18 protein-coding genes and 1 tRNA gene are annotated in these 15699 nt (G+C 33.6%); 11 read left to right on the top strand and 8 right to left on the bottom strand.

The window, feature by feature from the left end; all coding sequences use genetic code 11:
• The 5 genes from GJV85_RS05005 to GJV85_RS04985 all read left to right on the top strand — a co-directional run bounded on the left by GJV85_RS05005 (position 1) and on the right by GJV85_RS04985 (position 4162).
• The gene (locus GJV85_RS05005; RefSeq protein WP_207562771.1) at positions 1–1266 is read left to right on the top strand and encodes an O-acetylhomoserine aminocarboxypropyltransferase/cysteine synthase family protein; all 1266 of its coding nucleotides are present in this window, start codon (positions 1–3) and stop codon (positions 1264–1266) included.
• A gap of 118 nt (positions 1267–1384) precedes the next feature.
• A complete protein-coding gene (gene metX / locus GJV85_RS05000; RefSeq protein ID WP_207562770.1) occupies positions 1385–2491 on the top strand; it encodes a homoserine O-acetyltransferase MetX in 1107 nt (368 codons plus the stop codon).
• A complete protein-coding gene (gene xseB, locus GJV85_RS04995; RefSeq protein WP_207562769.1) occupies positions 2484–2675 on the top strand; it encodes an exodeoxyribonuclease VII small subunit in 192 nt (63 codons plus the stop codon). Before metX ends, xseB begins: the two co-directional genes overlap by 8 nt.
• On the top strand, positions 2676–3473 hold the full coding sequence (locus tag GJV85_RS04990; RefSeq protein ID WP_207562768.1) for a carbon-nitrogen hydrolase family protein: 798 nt from the start codon (positions 2676–2678) through the stop codon (positions 3471–3473).
• Between the two features lie 14 nt (positions 3474–3487).
• Positions 3488–4162: a HesA/MoeB/ThiF family protein gene (locus GJV85_RS04985; RefSeq protein WP_207562767.1), complete on the top strand. Its 675-nt coding sequence runs from the start codon at positions 3488–3490 to the stop codon at positions 4160–4162.
• Here GJV85_RS04985 and GJV85_RS04980 read toward each other — a convergent pair.
• The 4 genes from GJV85_RS04980 to GJV85_RS04965 are packed head-to-tail and all read right to left on the bottom strand — an operon-like array spanning position 4128 to position 6492.
• The gene (locus tag GJV85_RS04980) at positions 4128–4931 is read right to left on the bottom strand and encodes an inositol monophosphatase family protein (protein ID WP_207562766.1); all 804 of its coding nucleotides are present in this window, start codon (positions 4929–4931) and stop codon (positions 4128–4130) included. The two genes, GJV85_RS04985 and GJV85_RS04980, sit on opposite strands and share 35 nt — an antisense overlap.
• 51 nt (positions 4932–4982) lie before the next feature.
• Positions 4983–5741 carry a DUF481 domain-containing protein gene (locus tag GJV85_RS04975; RefSeq protein ID WP_242689839.1) on the bottom strand — a complete coding sequence of 253 codons (759 nt, stop codon included), beginning with the start codon at positions 5739–5741 and terminating at the stop codon, positions 4983–4985.
• Positions 5742–5757: 16 nt separating this feature from the next.
• Positions 5758–6282, bottom strand: a complete 525-nt coding sequence (locus GJV85_RS04970) for a tetratricopeptide repeat protein (RefSeq protein WP_207562765.1) — start codon at positions 6280–6282, stop codon at positions 5758–5760.
• Between the two features lie 60 nt (positions 6283–6342).
• Positions 6343–6492: a hypothetical protein gene (locus GJV85_RS04965; protein WP_207562764.1), complete on the bottom strand. Its 150-nt coding sequence runs from the start codon at positions 6490–6492 to the stop codon at positions 6343–6345.
• 161 nt (positions 6493–6653) lie between these two features.
• Between GJV85_RS04965 and GJV85_RS04960 the strand changes: the two genes are divergently transcribed.
• Together GJV85_RS04960 and GJV85_RS04955 are read left to right on the top strand one after the other, a co-directional pair.
• On the top strand, positions 6654–8885 hold the full coding sequence (locus tag GJV85_RS04960) for a hypothetical protein (protein WP_207562763.1): 2232 nt from the start codon (positions 6654–6656) through the stop codon (positions 8883–8885).
• Positions 8886–8889: 4 nt separating this feature from the next.
• On the top strand, positions 8890–10458 hold the full coding sequence (locus GJV85_RS04955) for a hypothetical protein (RefSeq protein WP_207562762.1): 1569 nt from the start codon (positions 8890–8892) through the stop codon (positions 10456–10458).
• Positions 10459–10507: 49 nt separating this feature from the next.
• Here the strand turns inward: GJV85_RS04955 and GJV85_RS04950 are convergent.
• A tRNA-Ser gene (locus GJV85_RS04950) sits at positions 10508–10597 on the bottom strand.
• 62 nt (positions 10598–10659) lie between these two features.
• Here GJV85_RS04950 and GJV85_RS04945 point away from each other — a divergent pair.
• A complete protein-coding gene (locus GJV85_RS04945) occupies positions 10660–11313 on the top strand; it encodes a transglutaminase-like cysteine peptidase (protein WP_242689838.1) in 654 nt (217 codons plus the stop codon).
• Here the strand turns inward: GJV85_RS04945 and pyrF are convergent.
• Together pyrF and ppk2 are read right to left on the bottom strand one after the other, a co-directional pair.
• Positions 11310–11993: an orotidine-5'-phosphate decarboxylase gene (pyrF, locus tag GJV85_RS04940; RefSeq protein WP_207562761.1), complete on the bottom strand. Its 684-nt coding sequence runs from the start codon at positions 11991–11993 to the stop codon at positions 11310–11312. The genes GJV85_RS04945 and pyrF overlap by 4 nt on opposite strands.
• Before the next feature lie 51 nt (positions 11994–12044).
• Entirely contained in the window at positions 12045–12863 is an 819-nt protein-coding gene (gene ppk2 / locus GJV85_RS04935) for a polyphosphate kinase 2 (protein ID WP_207562760.1), read from the bottom strand.
• Between the two features lie 211 nt (positions 12864–13074).
• On the opposite strand from ppk2, the gene GJV85_RS04930 reads away from it, so the two are divergent.
• Genes GJV85_RS04930 through GJV85_RS04920 form a run of 3 tightly spaced genes read left to right on the top strand, consistent with a single transcriptional unit; the run spans position 13075 to position 15132 of the window.
• Positions 13075–14055 (top strand): DUF2156 domain-containing protein, encoded by a 981-nt coding sequence (locus tag GJV85_RS04930; protein ID WP_207562759.1) that lies wholly within the window; start codon positions 13075–13077, stop codon positions 14053–14055.
• Positions 14052–14492: a ribosomal protein S18-alanine N-acetyltransferase gene (rimI, locus tag GJV85_RS04925; RefSeq protein ID WP_207562758.1), complete on the top strand. Its 441-nt coding sequence runs from the start codon at positions 14052–14054 to the stop codon at positions 14490–14492. Before GJV85_RS04930 ends, rimI begins: the two co-directional genes overlap by 4 nt.
• Positions 14482–15132 carry a hypothetical protein gene (locus tag GJV85_RS04920; RefSeq protein ID WP_207562757.1) on the top strand — a complete coding sequence of 217 codons (651 nt, stop codon included), beginning with the start codon at positions 14482–14484 and terminating at the stop codon, positions 15130–15132. Before rimI ends, GJV85_RS04920 begins: the two co-directional genes overlap by 11 nt.
• A 25-nt stretch (positions 15133–15157) precedes the next feature.
• On the opposite strand, the gene GJV85_RS04915 is transcribed toward GJV85_RS04920, so the two are convergent.
• Positions 15158–15679, bottom strand: coding sequence for a PAS domain-containing protein (locus tag GJV85_RS04915; protein ID WP_207562756.1), 522 nt, complete (start codon positions 15677–15679; stop codon positions 15158–15160).
• Between the last annotated feature and the right edge of the window lie 20 nt (positions 15680–15699).

The raw sequence follows: 15699 nt of genomic DNA, 5'->3' as shown, positions 1-15699 counted from the left end.
ATGGATTTACAAACAAAAGCACTACACTCAGGATACCAAAAAGATGGGGCAAGAACTATGGCCGTTCCTATCTACCAATCAACTGCATATGAATTTCGCGATGTTGAGCATGCAGCAAATCTTTTTGCACTCAAAGAGCTAGGTTATATATATACTCGCCTAAATAATCCTACAACAGATGTCTTTGAAAAACGTTTTGCAGAATTAGAAGGTGGAGAAGCTGCTATTGCTACTTCAAGTGGAATGAGTGCTATATTTTTTGCTATAGCTAATGCGGCAGAGGCTGGTGACAATATCGTATGTGCAAAACAACTCTATGGTGGAAGTCTAACACAAACAGCACATACACTTAAACGCTTTGGAATTGAGTCGCGTTTCTTTGACGTACATAAGCCAGAGGAGATAGAAGCACTTGTAGATGATAAAACAAAAGTTATCTTTTTTGAATCATTAACAAACCCAAGTATTGACGTAGCTGATATTGAAGCGATTACTGCGATTGCTAATAAACATGGTATTTTAACAGTTGTTGACAACACGGTAGCTACACCCGTTCTTTGTCGTCCATTTGAATTTGGTGCGGATATTTCCGTTCATAGCGCTTCAAAATACACTACTGGTCAAGGTCTAGCTATTGGTGGCATTATGGTAGAGAGAAAGGGTTTACTAGAAAAACTAAAGGGAAATCCTCGTTATGCTCATTTTAATGAGCCTGATGCTTCTTATCATGGCCTAGTCTATGTTGACGTGCCGCTTCCACCATATACGCTCAGAGCTCGTTTATCACTACTGCGTGATATTGGCGCAGTTTCTTCTCCATTTAACTCATGGCTGTTTATCCAAGGTATTGAAACTTTTGCTCTTCGTATGAGAGAACACTCCTCAAATGCTTTACAATTAGCAGAGTACTTAGAGTCACACCCAAAGGTGTTAAAAGTAAACTATCCAGGATTGAAGAGTAATTCAAACTATGCAAACGCACAAAAATATTTCGACAATGGCGCGTCAAGTGGTCTACTTAGTTTTGAAGTTTCATCCCTAGAAGAAGCTACAAAAATAGTAAACGCGACTGAACTTTACTCTTTAGTGGTAAATATCGGTGATTCAAAATCAATTATCACTCACCCAGCTTCAACGACTCACCAACAATTAACGCAAGAAGAGTTAAATGCTTGTGGTGTTCCTGCTGGACTTATTCGTATCTCATGTGGATTAGAGAGTATTAAAGACCTCATAGCCGATATTAAACAGGCACTCGAAGCCTAATTAAATTATACACTTCCCTCTTGGAGTGTGTAAGAGATAGAAATCTCTACACTTTAAAAATAGTTTTTTAAGTCACTTTCGATAAAATAGCACTATTAATCCACAATAAGAGCAGCAATTGTCTTTAAACCTACAAACACATACTGAGCATTTTACAAACCCTCTTTATCTGGAGAGTGGACGTATACTAGAGCCTTATGATATTACTTATGAAACATATGGAACTTTCAACGATGATAAGAGTAATGTAGTTGTTGTTTGTCATGCTCTTACAGGCTCGCACCATGCCGCTGGAATTTACGAAGGTGAAGTAAAAGCTGGCTGGTGGGATGGTCTAATAGGTCCAAATAAAGCTATAGACACCGATAAATATTTCGTAATATGTTCCAATGTCATAGGAAGCTGTTTTGGCTCAACCGGTCCTATGAGTCCACAGCATCCACATCATGAACCATACCGTTATAAGTTTCCCGTTGTAAGCATAAAAGATATGGTAAAGGCGCAACGCATACTATTTGATAGACTTGATATTCATAGAGTTCATGCAATTATTGGTGGTTCCATGGGTGGAATGCAAGCTCTCCAATTTGCGGTACACTATCCAAATTTTTCTAACAAAATCATCTCTTTGGCAGCGACCCATGCAACGCAGCCATGGGCCATCGCGTTTAACAAAGTAGCACAGGAGTCGATTCTAAAGGACCCTGATTTTAGACAAGGGTATTACGACCCATTACTTATACAAGAAGACGGTCTTTCAGGTATGGCTGTTGGTCGTATGGCTGGGCATATTAGTTTTTTATCTCCTGAATCAATGCGAGAAAAATTTGGTCGTGATTATAAACGCACAGATGGGCTTTATGAGCTTTTTGGAAAATTTCAAATTGAGACTTACTTAGAGTATAATGGCTATAATTTTACTAAATGGTTTGACCCTTTAGCATACTTATACATTACAAAAGCGATAAATATTTACGACTTAAGTCGTGGGTTTGACTCTCTAAGCGAAGCGCTCAAACGCGTAACCGCAGAACTACATCTCATCAGTTTTAAAAATGACGTTTTATTTAAAAACTTTGAGATGAAAGAGATTGCAGATGAATTAGACGCCATTGGAAATATAAACTATACCTATTTAGACGTTGATAGCGACTATGGTCACGACGCGTTTCTTGTAGAGTTGCCTAAGTTTGAAAATAATATAAAGGATATGCTAAATGGATAAAAAAACAGTAGGTTTTGAAGAAAAACTTGAAAATGCAAAAAAAATACTAGAGACGTTAATGAATCCGGAAATCACCTTGCAAAATAGTGTAAAAGCTTATGAAGATGGAATGAAAGAGCTTACCCAAGCTACAAAAATGTTAGAAGACGCTCAGATCAAAATAGCAGAGATAAAAGCTTCATAAATGAAAACTGCCGTTTTACAGTTAAACTCCCAAGGTTTAAGTTCTACAAAACTTTATAACCATATTCGGGTTGCTAGTACAAAAGGCGTTAAAGTTCTTGTTCTAGGAGAGTATGTACTTAACCCATTTTTTAAAGAGTTACAGAACATGTCTCTTAGTATGATCAAGGAGCAAGCAGAACAACAGACAAAAATACTAAAAGAGCTCTCAAGCACTTATTCTATAACTATTATAGCTCCACTAATAATTGTTAAAAAGAAGGAACTCTACAAAACCATAGTAAAATTTTCTCCATCTTCCACATCCTATTATTACCAACAGTATCTTATCAACTACTCGCATTGGAATGAAGAAAAGTTTTTCTCAAATACCATCTCCTCTACGCTTTCACCTATGATATTTAAAGTAGATGGAGTAAAATTTGCCATTATTAGTGGTTTTGAGCTACACTTTGATGATCTGTTTAGAAAACTGGAATCTAAAAATATAGATTGTCTTATAGTACCAAGCGTATCTACGTTTGACTCCTATGAAAGGTGGAAAGCATTAGTAGTGGCACGTGCGTTTACTCATAACTTTTATATTTTAAGAGCAAATCGCATAGGAGAGTATCATGATAAAGAGTTTACTTGGAAATTTTACGGTGACTCTTTTTTAGCCTCTCCAAATGGGTATGTAGAAGAGCACCTAGGAAATAAAGAGGAGTTGATGCTTGTTGACATACACCACTCAGAAGTTATACAAGCGCGTCGTTCATGGGGTTTTAAAGAAGCTATAAAAAAAAGAATTAAATCTTAAATAAGGAATAAATCATGATGCAATATTTTCACCGTCAAGTACAACTATGGGGAGAAGAAACACAACTACTTCTTCAAGATAAAAAAATCGCCATTGTAGGTTCGGGTGGTTTAGGTTCATCTCTGGCGTTTGCTCTTGGGTCAACTGGAATAGGTGAGATTCATATGATTGACTTTGATGAAGTCAGTCTACATAATATTCATAGACAGATAGCTTTTAAAGTTGGTGATGAAGGGGAAAATAAAGCTTTAATTAATTCTCAGCTCATCGAGCAAAGATGCCCATATGCAAAAGCAATTGCGCATAATTGTAATTTTATTGAGTGGACTAAAAAAGGGATAGAAGTAGACCTTATTATAGATGCAACGGATAATCTGCCAACTCGTGGAGATATTAACGCTTATGCAAAAAGTATCAATATGCCATGGCTATATGGAAGCGTTGAAGCTTGGCATGGTCAAGTGGCGTTTATAGAAAACTCATCATTTAATGACGCTTTTAAAATCATCAAAAAAACTCCAGCAGGAATTGCCGCTCCAATTGTTATGCACATAGCATCACTACAAGCAAATTTAGCTCTGCGTTATTTAGCGGGTCTTAGCGTAAAAAAAGACACTCTTTACTATCTATTTTTTAATGAAGACGGTGAACTTATTACTCAGAAGTTTGGTTTGCCAAAAGCGGATTAATCATCGCTAAAAAGTCATTCCTAGCGTCTGCGTTTGCGCTTGCTATGATATAACCTTTATGGTGGATTGGGTCTATTTCCACTCCATCTAAATCAGTTACGTACCCTCCACTATTTTTGATAATTAGATATGCGGCTGAGAGGTCCCATGGGCTTGCGTTTGAGTTAAAATAAGCTATATAATTACTAAACGCGCCCTTAGCCACCATACACATTGAATAAGTAATCGATCCACCAATTGAAGTTAATTTTTTAATCTTATTCTCTTTAAAAAGTTGATTAAGACTCTTAACTATTGGGTGAGAACGTTCTGGCTTAAAATTAACTACCGCTACAGTTTTATTTTCTCTTAAAGGAAGCATTAGCATTCTTATGTAAGACTTTTCACCTTTTTCTGTTTGAAAAAACTCATTTGTAAAAGGATTATAAACTATCCCAATGACAACTTCGTTATTTTCGATTAAAGAGAGATTGATGGCAGATGTGTTTTCATGGGTTATAAAAGCCCAAGTTCCATCTATTGGGTCTATCGCCCAGTAAGGTTTTGACTCATCAATCTCTTCACAATTTTCTTCACCCATAACTTGAATGTCAAAATTATCTTTTAAGCGTTTAGTCATATAATCTTGTACTTGCTGGTCAATATTAGTTATAGGGGTATCATCTTGTTTAAATTTAAAACTAAAAGTATTTGTCTCTCTAGCTTCTCTTATAATTCTTCCAGCTTCATCTACAATCTGTTTTGCAATTATTAGATAAATATTTCTCATTTAAAACTCCTTGTAAATAAAAGACTATGTTAAGCGCTTATGCCAAAAACATTAAAAGTCATATATAAAAGTAACTCTTTGCGTAAAATCAACCTCTTTAACGCCACTTGGCGGTTTTGTATCAATATTATAAATAGTGCTTAACTTTAATAGTAGTTGTTTATAGATTTTAAAGTTTAACTCAATGCTATTTGTTTGTATATAGTCTTTAAAATCATGCACTTTTGGTTGATAATATATCGATGCTGAAAATTTAGAACTTTGTGAGAAATTAACACTATAGGCTATATAACTATTTAAACGCTGATTATTTTCTAAAGGGTTTAGGTTACTATTTGTATAGTCAATATACTCGTGAAAAGCTGAAAGTCCAAAGTAGCCTTTTCCTTTCGTGGTATTGTTGAAGAACCTATATCTAATACCAGCACCGAGTAGAAGTCTACTATGTATCTTCCTAAACTCATCAGATTCCAGCTGTGTAAATAGCTCATATACTAAATCTTTTCTATCTAATAATGCATGTATGTATCGAGCGTGAGAGAAGGCCTTATTTGTATCTTTACGTGCATTAGACTGACCATATTCTAAAGAGATCTCTCCCCAAGCTACATACTCTTGACCTTCATCATATAGGAGTCTTAAAGAGGCTTGATAATTATCTTTATCTGTGTTTCCGCGTTTAGTCTCAAATCCAGCTTCGACCTTACCACTTAAACCTTCTTTAGCTCCAATATCAACGGGAGCAATTGCTACTAGCGCATATAAAGTGTGTGTTGTAATTAATACTAAAAATATAAAAAATTTTATCATTGTTAAACTCTAAAAACTACTTTACGCCAGCATGAGTAAGTTGCTTATGAAACTTACAAGCGTCATTATCACTCTCACCAAGTTCACAAGATTTTTTATAAAAGCTTTTTGCCTTAGTTAAATCTTGTGCTACGCCTTGTCCTAGTTCATAAATAAGGCCAGATTTAAAACATGCGTCAGAGATGCCGCCATCACATGCATGAACAAGTAACTCTCTCGCCTTTACGATATCTTTTTTTACGCCTTGGCCGATGTAGTAGTTTCTACCAAGTACCATACAAGCGTCCATAAGACCTTTGTCACAACTCTTAGTAAAGAGGACTACAGCCTTATCCAAATCTCTTTGTACCACTCTACCTACGTTGTAAGCCTGCGCTGCGTAGTTACATCCCATAGCGTTATCATTTTCACAAGCTTTTTCAAAAAGCTCTAGCGCTTTTTTATGATTTCCACTTTTAGACGCCGTTATTCCATCTTCTACCATATTTGCTTCTAGATTTAGACCTACTAAAAGAGCTACTATCATTAACGTTTTTTTCAATTTTGATCCTCATTTTTTTGTGAGAATTATATCTATATAATACTAAAGAAGTGTATAATCCTAATCGAAACAGTTCTCAGTTTCATTTGAATAATCTTCTAATACCTCTTCCTCACCATAATCATACCCATAAGTACCACCTGGCTGCCCATTTTCATAATCATAATCGTCAAACTCTTCGTCTTCCCTGTCGTCGATGTATATTAACATGATAAATCCTTTTATCTATAGAGTTATACTGATATATCGAACAAATGAATTTATTTTGTAGACTTCTAAATTGAAAAAATCTTACAAAAATAGTTACTGATTAATAATTATATAACCTAATTATTTTTATAATATTGGTATATAGGGTAAAGGAGTTTCAGATGTTAATAAAATTATTCTTATATTTTTTTGTAATTTTAATAATTACAGGTTGTACTACAGATGGAGGTACAAATCAAACTTCTCATGATGATTTTGACATATTGGGTTCTAAATTATCTTCTAGTTTAATGTATAAAAGTACTATTCAAAGCGTAGAGTTAGATTTGTATTCATCATCTAATTACTCTTTAGATAACAATGATTCAGCTATCTTTTTATTTTTTGCTTTAGAGGATTTAAATAAAAACAATTCAACTGTATGGTTTCATTCTGAATCTTTAGCTGAAATTAAAGAAGGAACAAACAAGTATTTATATGACTTTACAGTTCCAGAAGACATAAACTTAAGCACCTATAAGTTAAACATAGAAGTTTGTAATAGCCAAAAAGTGATAGGCACATACTCAACAAATAGTTTTGAGATTGTTGAGGATGACAATAAGCCTGAGCTTGAGTTAGTCTCTTTTACATTAGATTTAGAACATGGTGGAACTGATGGAGAAAATGATACTATACTCTCAAGTGAAATCAATTCTACCGATAATCTAAATGCCCTTATTGACGCTGGTCTTACACTCTATGCTCTTGATGAACCACTATATGCCAGTGCGACAATAAAAGTGAGGTCAAATATAAAGAGTGCTTCAAATGTTAAAATAAAAGCATGTGTTGAACTTTATGGAAAATGTATTGATGTTCCTATATTAACCATAAATGAAAATAATAGCTCACTAACATTTGACTCGGAAGATAACGATACAAAGTCGCTAGACATCAACTATACGTTTTTAGAAGAAGTGAATATAGGTGATATAGAAGCTAATGAAGAAAAAGATATAGATCTGCAATTAGCTCTAAGCAGTCAAGACTTAAAAAAATTAGTAGATGATATAATTAAAAATGTAAACATCTTTGTTGGAAACACAATAGAGGGAAAAATAAATATTGAAATATCATCTGATGATGAGGGAGTTTTAAACACCCAAAACAATAAAACTTCTAGCCCTTTTAATATAACTTTATCTCAAGAGTTGGTTAACTCAATAGCAAGTATATACCAGTCACAGAATCTATCTCCAAGTTATCAACCATCTGCAGCGAGACTTGCGTCATCAGCAGACTCAGAATGTGGATTAAAAAAATTAAATTATGAAAAAACTTATGAAAAATATAAATACGGAAGAAGATTTGGAGCAGGTGCCTACCTTCTAGGACGAGCATATTTAGACGTGAGTGGTTTACATGCAAAAACTTACGCTTCAATCAGAGTCAGGAGATTCTCTGATACAAAATTTAGAATTTTAAGAGTTAAAGCTACAGCCGATTTAGAGCCAGGCTCCTTTGAAGATACAGGCTACGACATCGAGCTTTCATCATTAGGAAATAATTTTTACTCAAAAAGTAACTCATTAGCGCAAGTGAGCGGATTGACTACCCCTATTGTCACACTAAGCGTTGAAGAAGAAAAATTATTACCTAAGACTTCAATTCGTGACGTAAATACAACAGATACAAACACAAGCACAGATAGTAATACAACGACTTCCACTGTCACTTCAAGAGCAACTCTTTTAAAACAAAAAGCTTACAAGGCAACGAAAGAGAAACTAAAAACGTATCAAACTTCATCTACAACAAATATTTCTTTAGTAAGTTTAGATCAGAGTATGAGAGTTGGAAAAAACATAGAAAGGGAACAGACTATCATGTTTTCCATAATTCCTGTAGTCGTTAGAGCTGGCGCAGAAGCACGAATAGGATTTGATGCTTCAATTGGGCTTGACGGGATGACTTCTATTACTGCAATGATTGAGCCAAATGCTTATATAGGTGCTTATTTAGAGGCTGGAGTCGGTGCCGCTATTAGCTGTTGTACTGTAGATGTGGACTATAGCGCAGGCATTGGAGGAGAGTTATGGCTTCTATCTGAAAGATTTACAAACACTATAACCGGCTCACTTGTATTGGTTGATGAAGGGGACTATATAGTTGGTATAGATGGTAGATTGCATGAGAATATAACCAACTATATCAATACGTTAAATGGCAAAATATACGCATATGCAAACTACTATGGTCCATATAAATTTTCAGAACCAACAGAGACAAATTGGAAAAATAGAACAAGAAGAAAAGATTTTGCTAACTGGAGTGGAGGAAAATATACGTCAAAAATATTAGATAAATCTCAAACGCTTTTCTCTATTCCAATTGCTGATAATTGTGAGTAAGCTAATGAAAAAAATATTTTTACTTGCCATAAGTCTCATATCTATACTTATCTTATATTTATTTTTTACAAACTCAAAAAGTAATTTGTATGCTTATACATATGATAATGATTCTGTATATGAGCTCAATTTTTCACAGGATTCTATCCTACTAAAGAGTGATTTAATACCAACAGATATTTCATATAAGTATAAAGTTGACGCACTTTTAAATATGAGAATTTTGAAAAAAAGCGAAAACTATATATGGAGTCTATTTGAGTTATCCTCATTTAATTTAGAGGGAGTGGGTGTCGACAAAAATGTATTAGATCTATTAAGGCCCTATTACCAATCGATGTTTTTAGTAAAATATAGCTTAGATGGTAAAGTGTTAGATTTTAAGTTTCCAGGAAAAATTGAAAATTTTGCTGGATTACTTCAACTAATATACTCTCTTGAAATAATTAACTTGGATAAACAAAGTTATAAAATAGAGCAAAAAGACTCAATAGGTGTTTATGACGTTTTTTATAAAAAAATTTCTAACTCCATAGAAAAACAAAAAAGTAGATATACCCAAGTTATAAACCCTAGCAAAGAGTATGGCGCTAACGTAACTAATTCAATAACAAAAGCTACTGTGGATGCTAAAGGTAGTTGGCTTAAACGCTTAGAGCTATCTGAGAGTATCACTTTATTGGATGAAGAAGGAAATCGGTTTGCAAAAAATAAAAATATTATCTTTCTTAAGAAGATTCCTCAAAGCATAGACCAATCATTAAAAATCTATAAAGAAAAAAAAGACATTAAAACACTTCTTGCCGAATTTACTTTACTAGAACAAAAAGACATTAATATATTTGAAAAAATATCAAATGATAATATTAAAAAAAAATTTATACAGACACATACAACATTAGAAAAGTTAAGTACAAAAATTGATGAAAAATCAACTCTAACAAATATCAAACAGTATATAAAAGCTTTTCCAAATGAAACGCACAAGTTGAAAAAAATAATTTTAGAATCTGATGACGTAACAAGCATGCGAATGATTGCAATTTTACCTATAGTAAATACAGATGAAGCAGAAGATCTTCTAAATGAACTTGCAGTAGATGATAAAACTAGACACATAAATAAAATCCGCTCTATTATAGCCTTAGGAGACATTTCTAAACCGTCGGTGCAAACTATAGAGACACTTATTGGCATAAGTGACACCAGAGGAGATGAATTAAATGACGACAAGTCTGACACTTCGTTGTTAGCGCTTTCAAGGTATGCAAAAGATGAACAAAATAAAGAGGCTATAGTAAGTTACATACGTTCAGAGTATGCCAGCGCAACGTCACTGTCAAAAGAAAAAAACATACTACTCTCTATGCAAAATGCAGGAGCTAAAAATTTTTTAGATGAAATACAAGCTTCATTAAATTCAAACAGTATCAAAGTCAAAAATCTTGCATTAAAAACAATTGCCACTATAGATAATAAAAGTTTGAGAGAGGAAATATTAACTGAACAGCTTCAAAAACAAAATAGTGAAAAAAGCATAAAACTTATCAAAGAGTTGCTCTTGGAAAAATAGTGATTTAGTTATGATTTAAATTTATATGGATTATGTTAGTTTCTTCAAGTGGTGGACAAGGAGAGATTCGAACTCTCGGTACAGTTACCCATACGCATCCTTAGCAGGGATGTGGTTTCAGCCGCTCACCCACTTGTCCTTTTGAAGAACGAGATTATAATAGTAATTTAATAATACTTAGCTTAAAACAAGAAAAGAAATGTGACAATACTCAAAAGAGTAAAAGGCAAAGTTATTAAAAATTTATTTATACTTCTAATTAGTACTATTTTATTCTCAAGTGAATACCCATCATTTACTAATATAGAAATATCACATATTCAAAAAAAGAGTAAAATAGCTAAAAATAGAGTAATCGACTACTCAAAAAAAATCAAACTCTTTACAAGTTATTCTAAAGAGAAGCAACTAAGAGCCGTAAATGTCTATCTCAATAGACTACTCCCGCAATACGATGATATCATTACAAATAAAGAGAATAATTGGGCTACTCCAAAAGAGTTTTTAACTGTAGGTTATGGGGATTGCGAAGATTATGTGATTATTAAATACTACACGCTTATAAAACTTGGATTTGATGACAAAAAGCTATTTATCACTGTTGTAAAAGAGAAGTTTAAAGGTGGGAGCCATATGGTTTTGAGTTATTTTAAAACACAGTGCAGTTCTCCATTAATTTTAGATAATTTGAGTTTTAAGATACTTCCTTTAGATAAACGCCATGATTTACAAGCAGAGTACTTCATAAACTCTACCGGAGTCTTCAAGCTATCCAAGAACTTGAATCTTCTTAAGGTGGCAGACAGGGCTAAAGAGTTTGAAGAACTAGAAGAAAAAGTGAAAAACAACCTTTAAAGCTGTTTTAAAATTTTTTCTACCACTTCAGAAGGATTCTCTGCGTTATATATGGGACGACCAACTACTATAAAGTCAACCAAAGCTTCTTTAGCAAAGGCAACGTCCGCCACGCGTTTTTGATCACCTGAGTCTTCACCAAACGGTCTTATGCCTGGAGTTAAAGTCATAAATTCTTTTGAAGTTATATTTTTAATAGAATTAGACTCATAAGCTGAACATACAACGCCATCAAGTCCACTATCCATTGCGTCTTTTGCAAACTGATCTGCCTTAGATGCTATCTTATTTTCATAAACGTCTTGAAACTCTTCTTCACTAAAAGATGTAAGAGCTGTAACGGCTAAAACAATAGGACGACTATCATATCTACTTAAACGCTCCATTACAGTATGCATAGCGCGTTTACCAGCACTTGCATGGACATTGAACATATCTACACCTAAACCCATGATAGACTCAGCAGCGTCAGCCATAGTGTTTGGTATGTCATAAAGTTTTAAGTCTAAAAATATTTTAAAATCTGGATTTATTTGCTTAATGGCTTTTAGGAAATCTTCACCATCACGGATGTAGGTACGAAGTCCGACTTTGAGCCAAACATCGTAATCTTTAATTTTTTCAATTAACGCTAAGTTTTCTTCTTTTGTGGGTAAATCTAAGGCTACACATAGTTCCATATTATCTCTTTATAATTTAATAATGAGATTATAACATTTTGATGGGTGTGATTACTTAGAGTTCTCTTTTAATTGTGCTTTATCCATAATCTCCAACTCTTTTTTAGCACTAAAGAGTATCTTCTCATCAGCTTCAAAATTAAGAGTTTCACTTTTGCCTTCATACTGCATTTTACTAAGAATTAATTTCATTGTCTCTAACCTAGCCTTATGTTTATTAGTTGAACGAATCACATACCAGGGTGCCTTTTCATGGCTAGTATACTTTAGCATTCTGTACTTAGTATCAGTAAAATTATGCCACATACTCTGTGCTTGAAGGTCAATCTCACTGAGTTTCCATTGACGAAGGGGATCCGTTCTTCTTTGCTCAAATCTTTGAGACTGTTTCTCTTTACTAACGCTAAAGTAGAGTTTAACTAGTGTGGTGCCATGTTCTACGACAGACTCTTCAAAAGGAACCACATGCTTCATAAACAACTCATGCTCCTCTTCACTACAAAAACCAAATACATGCTCTACCATTGCTCGGTTATACCAGCTTCTGTCAAATAAAATAATTTCACCACCAGATGGAAAATTCTTTATATATCTTTGAAAATACCACTGTGTTCGCTCTTTCTCTGTAGGCTTGCCCAAAGCGACAATGCGATAATGTTTTGGATTCATATATCTACTAACACTTCCTATTACACTCCCCTTTCCTGCGGCATCACGCCCTTCAAATAGTATTACCAGTTTTTCTTTATATTTTTCTAAATGTTGTTGTAGTTTTACTAGTTCAGCCTGATATGGCTCTAATGCTAAATTTTCAGCATAAGTTACTATCGCTTCTTCTTTTTGTAGCTCATCTAAGTTATATGAATCCATAATTTTTTGTCCATTTTTGTAATTAAAATGAAACTATATCTATTTTTTTAAAAATTCTATAAAAAATTTAAAGTTTCTCTAAATAATCAAACAAAAGCAGGCAGTAAAAAGGCCTAAAAACAGGCCTATTAAAAGGGTATAAAAAATATAGTCGCAAAAAGAAAAATATTGTGTATTATTCCGAAATATAATTAAATTCTTAAGGAATACAATGGCAAATTTGTCAGTAGGTAAACAACAACTCAAACCATTTACAATAGACTCAAAATCAGTAATTGAAAAGTATCTTTTAAAACTAAGCGTAGATATTAGCGACTATACGTTTGCAGCAAACTATATCTGGCTAGCGAACAGCAGTGGCTTCTACGCTATCATCAATAAATGTTTTTGTCTATTTGTTATGACGGGAGGTGAGTTAACTATGCTTCTTCCTCCATTAGGAAAGAAAAAATATATTACAGATAGCATCGTTGAATGTTTTGCTATTATGAATGAAAATAACAGTTCTCCATACTATGCCCGCATAGACTATGTCCAAGAGTCAATGATTGAAGAGTTTGTTCAGTCTACCGACGAAGTTGGAAGCATGTTTGAAATGCTTGAAAATTACTTGGTAGAAAAAAAACTAGTAGACTATATTTACCAAGTTGACGCACTTATCAACCTACGTGGAAATAGCTACCATACAAAAAGAACAGAGATAAACAAGTTTATTAAGTCATATTCAGACTATGCCATCGAAACTCTTGACTCTACTAAACATGCTGATGAAATAATAGGTCTATTTAACAAATGGGTATCTGATAGAGTCAAGTACATGCCTAAAGAAGAAGCGGAGGTCTTTTTAGAAGGCATCCATCAGGAGAGGCATGCAATCAAGCAGATGTTAAAACATTATGAACTACTTAACCTCATTGGCATAGTCATCTATATAAATGACGAGTTAAAAGGCTTCACTGTTGGAGAGAAAATAAATGGCGACACGGCAAGCGTTATTATTGAAAAAACCGACTTTGAAGTTCTCGGATGCGCTCAGTTTATATTCCGTGAATTTTCTAAAGTGTTAAAAGAGCACTATGGTGTAATGCTTATTAATGTTGGCGACGACATGGGATTTGAAAATCTAAAAAAGGTCAAAATGTCCTATAGACCTTTTAGATTAATACCAAAGTATACTATTTACCAAAAATGACAATTAGCAAAGCAACTATAAAAGAGTTGAGCCAGCTCTATTTATTAGAGAATAGCTTGTTTCAAAAAGAGAACTTTCCACTCTCTAAAGCTTCTCTAAGATATCACATAAACAACAACCTCATTTATCTTGCAAAAATAGAGGATGTTGTAGTAGCTTATATTTTAGTACTCATAAAACGAAAAAACGCGAAGATACATTCACTAGGCGTACAAAAAGAGCATAGAGGAAAAAACATAGCGAAACTACTGCTCAAAAAAGCTTTAGAAGAGTTAGAGATGTCTAGTTTTAAAAGTATACTCTTAGAAGTCAGATGTGATAACCAAAGTGCTATCTCTTTGTATAAGAGCTTTCAATTTGAAACAACTAAAATAGAGCATAGGTTTTATCTTGATGGATGTGACGCGTTCATAATGAAAAAAGACAATGGCATATAAAAATTATACAAAACTCTTTAAAGAGCTAAAAAACAGTAAGTTATTAAAACTACAAATCATAGTTTTATTTTTAAGTACGTATATAGACTGGGTTTTAATGCCTTATATCACTAAACTTGAAGGGACATACCTTCCAGTATATATGATTAGTTTTTATATGCTTGTAGGAGCTATAGATGGTTTAGTACAACCACTCTTTAAAAAAGTAAAAATATATATGATATACCTTTTTGTCATACTACTAGACGTTATACAAATTAGCAGCTACTATTTAAGCAATATTAACATGCCTCTATTTACATATACGATTTTAACTATATTTACATTTCAAGCCATAACGTTTGAAATTTCTAGGATTCACACCATTGACTTTATGAAGGATGAGATAGAGCTCAAAGATTACTTAATGTTGAGATCTTTTGTCCTCTCAACTGCGATTATTGGTGGGGCGGTCTCTGCAATGATATTTGATTATTTTGAAATCAAACTAACAAGTATATTGATACTTTTAGCTATTTTTGGACTGTTCTCTATATTTTTAGAGTACAAGCTTTACTCAAAATTTAAGAGAATCGTGCAGAGTGACGATACGATAATCCAGAGACAAAGAAGTTTGTTAAATGAGAAGATACATATCTAAAAAGTATATTAGAGTATGTCTAGAATTACATTTTATCAATCAATTTTTTGACTACTTCTTGATAAGTTACGCCTTGTGTTTCTGCTTTATCTTTTATTTTATTCCACTGTGATGAAGACAAACTCATTGTAAATGAAATTTGTCCCTCTTCAGCAGCGCGGATTAAAGCATATTTTTTATCAATCTCTTGGCGTTTATGTGGCTCTACATAAGCTCTTGATGACTTATAGCCTACAATTTTGCCACCTTCTGAAAGTGGAACGATACTAGCGTGTACCCAATAGTATCCACCATCTTTCCGAAGGTTTTTAACATAACCTTTCCATTTCTGTCCACTTTTTAGTGTATCCCACATTTGATGAAATATTGAACGAGGCATATCTGGATGACGTACTATTTTATGTGGCTTTCCAATGAGCTCGGCTACTTGGTAGCCAGAGACATGTGCAAAAGTCTCATTTGCATAGGTTATTATCCCTTTTAAATCAGTACGAGAAAGAATCAACTTTCCTTGTGGAATCTCTGCTTCAAATGGTACTTCATTCATCTGTTCAACCTTAAATGTTA

This window comes from Sulfurimonas aquatica (genome assembly GCF_017357825.1).
Lineage (GTDB): Bacteria > Campylobacterota > Campylobacteria > Campylobacterales > Sulfurimonadaceae > Sulfurimonas > Sulfurimonas aquatica.
The sequence above is the reverse complement of the archived record's forward strand: the minus strand, read 5'-3'. Positions and strand labels throughout refer to the sequence as shown.